General features: G+C 63.3%; 16 protein-coding genes and 2 pseudogenes. 12 read left to right on the top strand and 6 right to left on the bottom strand.

The features are described 5' to 3' along the window. Positions 1-252: 252 nt before the first annotated feature. Positions 253-762 carry a DUF4142 domain-containing protein gene (locus tag XI09_RS26835; RefSeq protein WP_271569514.1) on the bottom strand — a complete coding sequence of 170 codons (510 nt, stop codon included), beginning with the start codon at positions 760-762 and terminating at the stop codon, positions 253-255. A gap of 94 nt (positions 763-856) precedes the next feature. Between XI09_RS26835 and XI09_RS26830 the strand changes: the two genes are divergently transcribed. The 3 genes from XI09_RS26830 (at position 857) to XI09_RS26820 (ending at position 1,592) form a co-directional block, all read left to right on the top strand. Then, on the top strand, positions 857-1,051 hold the full coding sequence (locus tag XI09_RS26830; protein WP_271569513.1) for a hypothetical protein: 195 nt from the start codon (positions 857-859) through the stop codon (positions 1,049-1,051). A 118-nt stretch (positions 1,052-1,169) separates the two neighbouring features. Beyond that, entirely contained in the window at positions 1,170-1,301 is a 132-nt protein-coding gene (locus XI09_RS26825; protein ID WP_257787559.1) for a hypothetical protein, read from the top strand. A gap of 84 nt (positions 1,302-1,385) precedes the next feature. Next, the gene (locus XI09_RS26820; protein ID WP_271569512.1) at positions 1,386-1,592 is read left to right on the top strand and encodes a hypothetical protein; all 207 of its coding nucleotides are present in this window, start codon (positions 1,386-1,388) and stop codon (positions 1,590-1,592) included. Between the two features lie 143 nt (positions 1,593-1,735). Here XI09_RS26820 and XI09_RS26815 read toward each other — a convergent pair whose 3' ends face one another. Then, on the bottom strand, positions 1,736-1,996 hold the full coding sequence (locus XI09_RS26815) for a hypothetical protein (RefSeq protein ID WP_271569511.1): 261 nt from the start codon (positions 1,994-1,996) through the stop codon (positions 1,736-1,738). A gap of 173 nt (positions 1,997-2,169) precedes the next feature. On the opposite strand from XI09_RS26815, the gene XI09_RS26810 reads away from it, so the two are divergent. Next, on the top strand, positions 2,170-2,328 hold the full coding sequence (locus tag XI09_RS26810; protein ID WP_177234563.1) for a hypothetical protein: 159 nt from the start codon (positions 2,170-2,172) through the stop codon (positions 2,326-2,328). Between the two features lie 201 nt (positions 2,329-2,529). Here the strand turns inward: XI09_RS26810 and XI09_RS46235 are convergent. After that, a pseudogene (locus XI09_RS46235) lies at positions 2,530-2,604 on the bottom strand (DUF3147 family protein); the annotation flags it as partial. A gap of 256 nt (positions 2,605-2,860) precedes the next feature. Next, positions 2,861-3,088, bottom strand: coding sequence for a hypothetical protein (locus tag XI09_RS26800; RefSeq protein WP_027546226.1), 228 nt, complete (start codon positions 3,086-3,088; stop codon positions 2,861-2,863). Between the two features lie 130 nt (positions 3,089-3,218). On the opposite strand from XI09_RS26800, the gene XI09_RS26795 reads away from it, so the two are divergent. The 8 genes and pseudogenes from XI09_RS26795 (at position 3,219) to XI09_RS26755 (ending at position 9,430) form a co-directional block, all read left to right on the top strand. Then, the gene (locus XI09_RS26795; protein WP_271569510.1) at positions 3,219-3,593 is read left to right on the top strand and encodes a PRC-barrel domain-containing protein; all 375 of its coding nucleotides are present in this window, start codon (positions 3,219-3,221) and stop codon (positions 3,591-3,593) included. A 22-nt stretch (positions 3,594-3,615) separates the two neighbouring features. Next, positions 3,616-3,774 (top strand): hypothetical protein, encoded by a 159-nt coding sequence (locus XI09_RS26790; RefSeq protein ID WP_177234562.1) that lies wholly within the window; start codon positions 3,616-3,618, stop codon positions 3,772-3,774. A gap of 102 nt (positions 3,775-3,876) precedes the next feature. Beyond that, positions 3,877-4,635: an SDR family NAD(P)-dependent oxidoreductase gene (locus tag XI09_RS26780; protein ID WP_333939133.1), complete on the top strand. Its 759-nt coding sequence runs from the start codon at positions 3,877-3,879 to the stop codon at positions 4,633-4,635. A 62-nt stretch (positions 4,636-4,697) separates the two neighbouring features. After that, positions 4,698-5,703: pseudogene (locus XI09_RS26775) on the top strand (NAD(P)H-dependent flavin oxidoreductase). Positions 5,704-5,812: 109 nt separating this feature from the next. Continuing rightward, positions 5,813-6,232, top strand: a complete 420-nt coding sequence (locus XI09_RS26770) for a hypothetical protein (RefSeq protein WP_271569509.1) — start codon at positions 5,813-5,815, stop codon at positions 6,230-6,232. A gap of 66 nt (positions 6,233-6,298) precedes the next feature. Further along, entirely contained in the window at positions 6,299-6,631 is a 333-nt protein-coding gene (locus XI09_RS26765; RefSeq protein ID WP_271569508.1) for a hypothetical protein, read from the top strand. Between the two features lie 118 nt (positions 6,632-6,749). Then, a complete protein-coding gene (locus XI09_RS26760; RefSeq protein ID WP_271569507.1) occupies positions 6,750-8,315 on the top strand; it encodes an alkaline phosphatase D family protein in 1,566 nt (521 codons plus the stop codon). 296 nt (positions 8,316-8,611) lie between these two features. Beyond that, complete coding sequence (locus tag XI09_RS26755) at positions 8,612-9,430, top strand: aldo/keto reductase (protein ID WP_271569506.1); 819 nt, start codon at positions 8,612-8,614, stop codon at positions 9,428-9,430. Positions 9,431-9,496: 66 nt separating this feature from the next. On the opposite strand, the gene XI09_RS26750 is transcribed toward XI09_RS26755, so the two are convergent. Both XI09_RS26750 and XI09_RS26745 read right to left on the bottom strand, forming a co-directional pair. Then, positions 9,497-9,721 (bottom strand): hypothetical protein, encoded by a 225-nt coding sequence (locus XI09_RS26750; protein ID WP_271569505.1) that lies wholly within the window; start codon positions 9,719-9,721, stop codon positions 9,497-9,499. A 95-nt stretch (positions 9,722-9,816) separates the two neighbouring features. Then, positions 9,817-10,257 carry a hypothetical protein gene (locus tag XI09_RS26745; protein WP_271569504.1) on the bottom strand — a complete coding sequence of 147 codons (441 nt, stop codon included), beginning with the start codon at positions 10,255-10,257 and terminating at the stop codon, positions 9,817-9,819. Positions 10,258-10,340: the final 83 nt, after the last annotated feature.

The following is a 10,340-nucleotide window of genomic DNA, read 5'->3' as shown; positions in this document are numbered from 1 at the left end:
CGGCCGAATCTAAGGCGTGACGCAATTAGTCAAACTAGAGCGTCAGCCAAATTCGAAATCAAGCGCCAAGGTTGCGGCGCCTGGAAATGGAACCTGCTTTGCTCAGCCCGACCGCAACAACGACGATAAAGGCGATTAGTTCCATCCGGTTCCAAGAGAGTTTCGGACCGGTTCGCCGCCTTTGTGGGCACTTGCTTGCCAATCGGCGGGGCGGGCACCACGGACGGCGGCGGCCGGAAGACGAACGGGGGGCTATTTGTCTGCCATCGTCCGCTCCGCATCCTTCATCTGCGAGCGCAGCACCGGCAGTTGGTCGCGGGCAAAGGCGGCCAGTGCGGCATTGTCGGGAGCTTTGAGATAGTGCTCGAGCAGGCCAATGGTGGATTCATATTCGGGGATCTGCGCGGCATAGAAGGTTCGGGCGTAGGCTGGTCCGTCCGAATTGTCGGGCTCGGCGATGCTTGTGCTCGCCTTTGTCTTGCCGACGCGCGGCTCGGCGCCGATCGCCTCTTGGATGTCCTTCAAGGCCTTGTCGCGTTTCGCCGCTTCCTCGGCGCGCAGGGCGGCGAGGTTTTTCACCTCCGCATTGCCCTTCAGGTCGGTGCTTTCCAGCAGACCCTGCTGGAAGCGGCTGAACGCGTACAGGCCGTTGATGACGTCGGTCGCCGTCGGCACGCGTTCGCCCGGCCTTCGCTCGCCGGTGCTGTCGGCAAGCGCTGCGGTGCTGACGAACATCAGGATGATCGCGACAAGAACTCGCATCGCTATCAATGACCGATGGCGTGCGAAGTTCCCCGAACGTTACGATCCGTTAAGGGCGGTTGCGACGCGACAGTTCCGTCCCCACGTCTTGTTCATGAAACAGTCTGACATCTTCAGGGACAACGCCGACAACTGCCTGCAGCTCGCCGAGCGAGCGGAAGGGCAACCTGCCCATAAGCGCTATTCGCGCATGGCGGACGCCTGGACCGCGCTCGCGAGAGAACAGGACTGGCTCGATGGCGAAATTCCGCCCGTAACGATCCGTACCTCCCAAAAGCAGGACGCATAGGCGCTCTCGTTTTCGTGAATCAGGGTGTGAGACTGCGCACGGAATGCAAGCGACCAATCCAGGATCATTCGGGAACAGTCAATCGCGTTGATTTTCGATTCCAGAAGGAGATTTTGCAATGGCTCCACGTCTTGCTCTTCTTTCGCTCATTCTCGCTTTTGGCGTCTCGGTGGCGTTCGCAACGGTGACGACGGTGCGGCAGGTGCATCTGGAAAATGCATCGGCTGCGGTCCATGCGGCGCATAGCTAGCGCCGCGGCCTCTCGTCTGCACCGGAACATTCGACGCGCCGGTGCGTAAGCGCTTCGGGACAACTGGAGAGGCGAGAGGACAACATGGCTCATTCCGACCACGGTATCGTCAGGGATCAGCGCGCGGAGGATCAACCGCGTGACAAGCAGCGCGCGCAGACCGCGCACAAGACGAACTCGAAGGGCTCGCCGTCGCGTGAGGCGACCCGCGATCCCAAGCTCGACGACAACAACACGACGCCTGGATCCAGCGTGATGCCGGATGATTCCGGCGACGCCCCGACGGGCTAGTTCTCGCAAGGAACGGATCCCTGCGCGAAGAGTCGACGGATTGCTTCCGGTTGTCATGCCCCCGGTGCGCCGGAAGCAATCTCCAAGGACGGCCCCGGCACCCCACTGTGCCGGGGTCGTTTTGTTTTGCGAGGCCGATCGAATCAATCCTCGGCGTCGTTCTCGGATTTTCCCGGGGTGTGTCCGTCTGGCCCTCGGCCAAATACACCAAACTCGCTTGATTTGACGCCCGTTGACGGGTCGATGCTCGTCTCGATGCCCGCGGCTGCGAGTCCGAATTTGAGCAGTTCGCGGACCGCGGCGGCACGCGTTGGCATGCGGTGCTTGAACCGGAAATCATCCACTGCGACCAGCTCTTCCGGGGAAAGCATGACTTGGAGCCGCTCGGCGCGAAGGTCGTTCATGGTCAATCACGCAAATTGAGCAAGATGAGTAATTTGCTAAACCGGCCAATTTGCCGAGAGTTCCACAGGAGTCCGAAAAAGCGCCAGTTGAGCAATATAGTCTAAATAAATCAATAAGTTACTTGAAACGATTCTCGCGGAGATGCATTTCCAGAGGGAAAGGGAGATGCACCATGACGGACGAGGTCAGGTTACCCCGCAAGCTTTCCGAGGAACGCGAAGCACCAAAGCCGGTGCGTCCAAGCCATCAGAAGGTCATTGAGCAGGTCGAGCGCTGGGCCAACAGCCCGGGCCTGCAACCCCCGAGGACGGATGATGCGAAGACGGTCTGAGCCCCACACATTCGAGCAACGCCTCGACGCGCAGAGGCTGCAGCTCGAGCATGAGCTTGCGAGCTTGCCGGTCGGCGTTCAGCGCGATTCCGTTGCCGCGCGCATCGAGCAGCTGCAGACCGCGGCCGAGATGTTTGAATTCCTGATGCCCGGGAAAGCTCTGGCGCCTCGCTGACCGCGGCCAGCGTCAGGACGATGAGCGGCGGGAGACACGGAAGGCGCAGCGCCCAGCAGTCCGGCGAAACTTTTGGGCCTGAGCATGTCGCCGAGGAGGGCGTGCCCGCATCCGGCGCTTGTGGACCGGTTTCGCCAGCGTCCACGGCCGCAGCAGCCACTCGACGTCGTCGCCGAGCGCAAAGCCTGCGGCCACGTCGCTCGCCCAATGTGCGAGCAACACGACCCGCGTCAGCGAAAGCGCGACTGCGACGGAGCGCACAAGCCGGCGCGGCGCCGGCGGCAGGACGGCTGCAGAGCCGCGAGCTGCACGTTGCGACGACACCGACACAGCGCCGGAGCCGATCTTCCCAAGCGGCTAGTCGGCCGGATTGCGGCCGGTGCGCGGATTGATGGGGTCGGTCGGCTTGCGCCGCAATCGCTCCGGCAGGAACGGTTCTTCCGGCGAGGCCGACGGCGCCGACCGTACGTCGGCATGGTGCTGCGCGCGCTCATGCGGTGTCTGGGTGGAGTTGATGTGCCGCTTCACGTCGAGCCCATCGACGGGATCGTTGACGCCGTGCTGGATGTCGCGAAAGTCGCTCATGGTTCATTTCCTTTAAGGACTCAGAGAACCGCTCGTTTCCAGCGATGTTCCTGATGAGTCGCCGAACCCGCTTTGGAACGATCACCATCGGAACAGGTTGGTCAACACACTGGCGGAGTGGAGAATTGAGATGTTGAATCAAGGCGAACTGGACCGCAGCGAAATGGGCCGGTTGATCGGCAGCGACAAGGTCGAGGGAACGTCGGTCTATGGCGCGGATCGCAACAAGATCGGTTCGATCGAGCGGGTGATGATCGACAAGATCAGCGGCAAGGTGTCCTACGCCGTGCTCGGCTTCGGCGGATTTCTGGGCGTCGGAAATGACCACTATCCCTTGCCTTGGCAGTCCCTGAAGTACGACACCGAACTCGGTGGCTACGTGACGGGGATTACAACCAAGGAGCTGCAAGGTGCGCCGAAATATGGTGAGCAGAGCGATTGGAACTGGGGTGACGATGCGGCGGTGCGCGGCATCAACTCCTACTATGGCGTTCCCTTCGCGTAGGCTCCGCACCTGAGGAGATCCAATGAGCAAGGAAAAGCCCACCGACGATCCCCGACATCAGAACGATTGGGGATCGCACGCCCAGACGGACAAGCCCTGGAAAGGCAATCCGGAGAAGGAGCAGCGATCGGGAGAGGCGAAGCCCGATCTGGAAAAGTGGCACGAGACCAAGACGCACTGACGAAGGTACGCCGAGGCTGAAAGTATCACGAACGAAGAGTGCGGCATCGGCACCGCGCTTTCATTCGCGCTCGTCAGCCGTGCTGATGATCCCACGGCGGCAGTGCTGCGCACGTCAGCGCCACTCACCCCACCGCTTCCCTCCGCCCTGGCCCCGCATGCACAAGCACCTGCTTCGCATGCAGCACCTCGCCGCATTCCGAGCACACCATCTCCGGGTCGAACAGCTTGCCGCAAGCCTTGTGCTCATGCAGCAGCGGGCGACCGCGCTCGTCGCTCCGGCGGCGAGATCCACGCGCGCTCGCTCGATGCGCGGAAAGAGGAAGAGGTCATCTCCTTCCTCGACGATGCCGACAAGCACGCGCCGCTGGAAGTTTGCATCTTCAACATCGGCGCCAACGTCAATTTCCCGATCCTCGACACCACCGAGCGTGTGTTCCGGAAGGTGTGGGAGATGGCCTGCTATTCCGGCTTCCTCGCAGGCCGGGAAGCTGCGCGGCTGATGCTTCCGCGCGGCGGCGGCAATATCTTCTTCACCGGCGCCACGGCCTCCTTGCGTGGCGGCAGCGGCTTTGCCGCGTTCGCCAGCGCCAAATTCGGCCTGCGCGCGGTGGCGCAGGCGATGGCGCGCGAGCTTGGACCGAAGAACATCCACGTCGCCCATCTCATCATCGATTCCGGCGTTGATACCGAATGGGTGCGGCAGCGCCGTCTCGAGGCGCTCGGTCCGAACGCGCTGGACAATCCCGACCTGCTGATGCCGCCTTCCGCCGTGGCCGATTCCTATTGGCAGCTCTATCAGCAGCCGAAGAGCGCCTGGACCTTCGAGATGGAGATCCGGCCCTTCGGAGAGAAATGGTGACCGCGGCACGAGACTGCGGCTAGACTGATCCCATACAAACCGAAATCCCGGAGGAAGCCTACGTGAAGACCGCGATCACCGAACTGTTCGGCATCGAGCACCCGATCATCCAGGGCGGCATGCATTTCGTCGGCTTTGCCGAGCTGGCCGCCGCCGTCTCGAATGCCGGCGGGCTCGGCATCATTACCGGCCTCACGCAGAAGACGCCGGAGCTGCTGGCAAAAGAGATCGCGCACTGTCGCGACATGACGGACAAGCCGTTCGGCGTGAACCTCACGTTTCTGCCGACCTTCTCGGCACCGCCGTATCCCGAATACATCGCGGCCATTGTCGAAGGTGGCGTCAAGTCCGTGGGTGGAGACTGCAGGCCGTAGCCCGGAACAGTATATGCCGGCGCTGAAGGCGGCCGGCATCAAGGTGATCCACAAATGCACCTCGGTGCGCCATTCCCTGAAGGCCGAGCGGATCGGCTGCGACGCCGTCAGCGTCGACGGCTTTGAGTGCGGCGGCCATCCCGGTGAGGACGACATTCCCAACATGATCCTGCTGCCGCGCGCGGCGGAGGAATTGAAGATCCCGTTCGTCGCCTCCGGCGGCATGGCCGATGGCCGAAGCCTCGTCGCCGCCTTGTCGCTGGGCGCGGCCGGCATGAACATGGGCACGCGCTTCATCGCGACCAAGGAAGCGCCTGTGCATCAGAACGTGAAGAATGCGCTGGTTGCGGCGACCGAGCTCGACACCCGTCTGATCATGCGGAGCTTGCGCAACACCGAACGCGTCCTGAAGAACGCCAATGTCGATCGTCTGCTCGAGATCGAGCGCGCGAAGGGCGACAAGCTCACCATCAACGACATCCACGACCAGGTCGCGGGCGTCTATCCCAGGATCATGTTGGACGGGGAGATGGACGCGGGCGCCTGGAGCTGCGGCATGGTCGCGGGCCTCATCCACGACATCCCCTCCTGCAAGGAACTCGTCGATCGCATCATGGGCGAGGCGGAGATCATCATTCGCAGCCGCCTGATGGGGTTCCTGGACGGGACGGGGGCGACGCGAAAGGTCGCCTGACACCGCCAAACTTCTTAACCACGGCGCCACTTGACCGCTGGAATTGCGCGCGACGCTTCCTAAATAGGGGTAAATTACCCCTTTAATAAATCAATTTCAGGAGGCGTCCGTGGTCCTGAAGAGCGCTCATTTTGCTGTTGCCGTTGCCCTCGTGCTCGCATGGGGCGGCGTCGCGCGCGGTGATGACTACAAGCCTGATGAATATCTCGGTCTCGATCTGTCCAGGGCGGTGTTGTCGCCGAAGCGGCTCGGGCCGGAGACGCGGTTCGCACCGGTCGCACTCGAGGCCCGCGGCGGCAGCGAGGCGCAGGCCCGTGCCGAGCCCGTGGACGTGCCGAAGAAGGTTGCCGCCGAACGCGTGCATGTGTCGGAGCCGAAGGTCGCGCACGTCAAGCCCGCGCAGCCGCGCGGTGCGGCCCGAACCAAACTCGCGCATCGTCACGGCAATCCGCTGGATGCGCAGGCGAGGGATACCCGCATCCAGACCTGGCCGTGCCGCTCCGGCGGCATCTGCAACTGGCAGCGCTGAGGCGCATAAATAGTTGCGATTGATGTCCGCGGCATCGCTTGAGACGGCGCAACGGGATGACGCTCGATGTCCGATCTCCGCTATCGAGGCCTGCTGATAGTCTGCGGTCTGTGTCTCTTGAACTTCGTGGCCTTCGTCACTGGCGCGTTCGCGATCGGCGGCGACGCGGTCAATGGCAAGATCGTCGCGGGGCATTTCTATCTCGCAAACCACGGAAAGCTCACCGAGGTCGGCGAGGCCATGTACGCCTACAGTCTGTGGCACGCGCGTAGCCTCTTCGTTACGCACCCGCTCGCGATGCTGACCGGATACCTTGCGAAACTGGAGCAGCAGGCGAGGAAGGCGGCAAGACGCTCGTCCGATGGCCGTCAAGCCGGCATTCTTCCAAATTCAACCTAGGCCCGCTCCAACCGTCATCCCCGCGTCGCAAAACCGTCGGCGCGGAGTCAAGAAACCGTAAGGGTAGGAGTCAAGGAGCGCAGGCACCTTCCGTCGCGATTCGACGAAGGTCTCCTGAATGGCAACGCTCCGCGCCTCGCGCGCATGGACCCGGCGGCAATTCCTGGTCCGCTCCACCTCCAGCCTCGCCCTAGCCGCGCTCGCAAAGCCATCCATCAGCCGTGCCGCCGACCGCCCGCGGGTCGCAGGCGGCATCCAGTCCGGCGACGTCTCGGACGGCTCCGCCGTGATCTGGGCGCGCGCCGACCGGGCCGCGCGCATGCAGGTGGAATGCTCGACCGTCGAGAGTTTCAAGACCATCATTGCGGCGGCCTCAGGCGACGCGCTGCCCGACGCCGACTTCACCTCGAAGCTGCTGCTGAGCGATCTGCCGCCCGGGCAGGACATCTTCTATCGCGTCCGCTTCGACGATATCGCGACCGGCATCGCCGGCGAAAGCCGCGTCGGCCATTTCCGGACTGCGCCCGCCGTGGGGCAATCGATCTCGTTCATGTGGTCCGGCGACACCGCGGGGCAGGGCTGGGGCATCGACGTCTCGCGCGGCGGCTATCGCAGCTATCGCACCATGCTCGACAACCGCCCTGACTTCTTCATTCACTCCGGTGACCATATCTACGCCGACTGCACGATTCCATCCGAACAGAAGCTGCCGAACGGCGAGACCTGGCGCAACATCGTCACGGAAGAAAAATCCGAGGTCGCGCACACGCTGGCGCAATTTCGCGGCAACTACAAATACAACCATCTCGACGAGCATTTTCGCGATTTCCACGCGAGCGTGCCGATGTTTGCGCAGTGGGACGACCACGAGGTCAGTAACGACTGGTCACCGTCCGGCAGCTATGATGAGGCTGGTTATGAGGACGACGGCACGCCGCGCCTGGTCGCGCGCGCCCGCCGCGCCTTCTTCGACTTCATGCCGATCCGCGACGTCGGCGCACGGCAGGGGCGGGTCTATCGCAAGATCGGTTATGGACCGCTGCTCGACGTCTTCATGATCGACATGCGCAGTTTTCGCGATGACACCTGGAACAAGGGCAACGACCATCGCGGCTGGATCCTCGGCGCCGAGCAGCTGGCCTGGCTGAAGCGGGAGCTCGCTGCCTCGCGCGCGACCTGGAAGGTGATCGCGGCCGACCTGCCGATCGGCCTGATCAGCCTCGATGCGGTCGCGCTCGGCAATGGGTCGCCTGATAGACGCGAGCACGAGATCGCCGATCTGCTCAGCTCCATCAGGCGTGCCGGCGTTCGCAATATCGTCTGGCTCACCGCCGACATGCACTACACCGCCGCGCATTACTACGATCCGAACAGGGCGCAATTCCAGGATTTCGAGCCGTTCTGGGAATTCGTCTCCGGCCCTCTGCATGCCGGCACCTGGGGCCCGGGCGAGCTCGACGACACTTTTGGTCCGGTCGCGATGTACCAGAACGGCTGCAGCGAGGTGCAGGGCGAGAATTTGGCGCCGTGTTTCGGACTGCAGTTCTTCGGCCGCGTCGATATCGATGGCGTGACCGGCGTGATGACCGTGACGCTGAAGGACGTGGACAACCGCGACCTCTGGTCGGTCGATATCGTGCCGCGACCGCAGGAGCGCCTGGCCGTGGTGGCCGAGCATTCGTGAACGGCGGACACTCTCTCCGTCGTCATGGCCGGGCGTAGCCGTCCGAAGGACGGCGTCGCTTCCGCTCGCCTATGACCCGGCCATCCACGCGTTGCTGCTCGGCCCGGAGATCGTGGATGCCCGGGACAAGCCCGGACATGACGGTGGGGAAGCTCCTAACCCGATCTTGATTGGCCGCTCCGGCGCTTCCACGCTATACAGCTGTCTCCCGCCACCTCTTTTCCATCACCGAGGAGCCTGCTCACGCGGCATCGCCGCGCGCATCCGGCGGGCTGAAATACGTCAGGAGTTGATCCATGGACAATTTGATCACGCAGGGCATCAGCATGCCCAAGCTCGGCCTCGGCACCTTTCGCATGCAGGGCGATGCCTGCCGTGCCGCGGTCGAGAGCGCGCTGTCGGTCGGCTATCGCCACATCGACACCGCCGAGATGTACGCCAACGAGGAACCTATCGGCGCCGCGCTCGCCGCGGCCCGGCTGCCGCGCAGCGAGCTGCACGTTACGACGAAGGTCTGGCATGAGAACCTCGCGCCGGATGCGATCCGGCGTGCCTTCGACGCCAGCCTGAACAAACTCCGGCTCGACCATGTCGACCTCTATCTCGTGCACTGGCCGTCCAAGTCCGCGAACTGGGGCGCGGTGTTCGAGACCTTGATGAAGCTGAAGGAGGAGGGGCGCACGCGGGCGATTGGCGTCGCCAATTTCACCACGGCGCTGCTCAAGATCGCGGTCGACGACATCAGAGCGCCGATCGCCTGCAACCAGATCGAATATCACGCGATGCTCGATCAATCGAAGGTGCTGGCCTATCTCAATGCCAGGTCGATCGCGCTGGTCGCCTATTGCCCGCTGGCGCAGGGGCGCATTGCCTCCGATCCGGTGCTGGCGGAGATCGGCACCAAGCACAACGCGACCGCTGCGCAGGTTGCGCTGAAATGGCTGCTCGACCAGGACGGCGTCGCGGCGATCCCGAAGGCCTCGCGCCGCGAAAGCCAGCAGGCCAATCTCGACGCGCTGAAGATCACGCTCGACGATGCCGACCGCAAGAAGATCGCCGCGCTGCCGAAGGACAGACGTTGCGTCAATCCCGGCTTTGCGCCGGCGTGGGACTGATCAAACACATGCCGCGCACACAAAGATATGGCCCCGCAAGGGGCCATTTCCATGTTGCGTTGCGCGTTAGTCCCAATGGTGGCGGTGGCCGCTGTGCTTGATCACGACGACCTTGTCGCGATGGTGCCAGCCGCGATGCCAGCCATGATCGCGATGCTCGCGGAATTCGGCGCGAGCACTGTACGGGCCGTGATGACCGCGCTTGATCACCACCGTCTCCGCGCTCGCCAGCGTCGGCGCCGCGATGACGAGTGCACCGAGAGCTGCAACCACATAACCAAGCTTCTTCATGATGTCCTCGTCCAATCGAATGCAAATCTAAACCGCGCATTCGCGGGAACGTTCCGGAGGAACAGCGGGAGATTTCTGAACGGATGTTCAGGTGCTCAATCGCAGCGTTGCTGTACAGGTGTGGGCGCGCCCGTGGCGACGTATTTGCCGTCCCTGATCGTGTACGCGCCGCGCTCGCTGCGATTGTAGATCGCGCGCAGGCTGCCATCCTTCGCCAGCAGCAGCCCGAATTCGCGGGTCTGATGCAGCGATGGAAAGTACACCATCACGTTGAGCAGGCCCTCGGCGCTGACCGTGGCGGACACGACCTCGTTCTCGTCCTTGGCCTCGCCGAAATTGCGCCGGTACATCACCCGGCCGTCCTTCCGGATCTCGTAAGTCAGGAGCGCACCCCTGTCGCGGTCGGGCCGGGCCGCGCAATCGACCGCCCATGAGCCGAGCAGGCCCCATTGTTCGACCGTCGCCGCAAGCGTCTCGGCACCGGCCGTGGACGTGAACGCGACCCACACCACCGCAGCCGTTGTCCAGCGGCTCATACAACGCGTCATGTCCTGAAAAGCCCCACCTCGAAGAATTCCAAAGTGTAGCATCCCGCCCGCGGTCGTCCACGGCAGCCGCC

The sequence above is a fragment of the Bradyrhizobium sp. CCBAU 11386 genome (assembly GCF_028128955.1).
Lineage (GTDB): Bacteria > Pseudomonadota > Alphaproteobacteria > Rhizobiales > Xanthobacteraceae > Bradyrhizobium.
The sequence above is the reverse complement of the archived record's forward strand: the minus strand, read 5'-3'. Positions and strand labels throughout refer to the sequence as shown.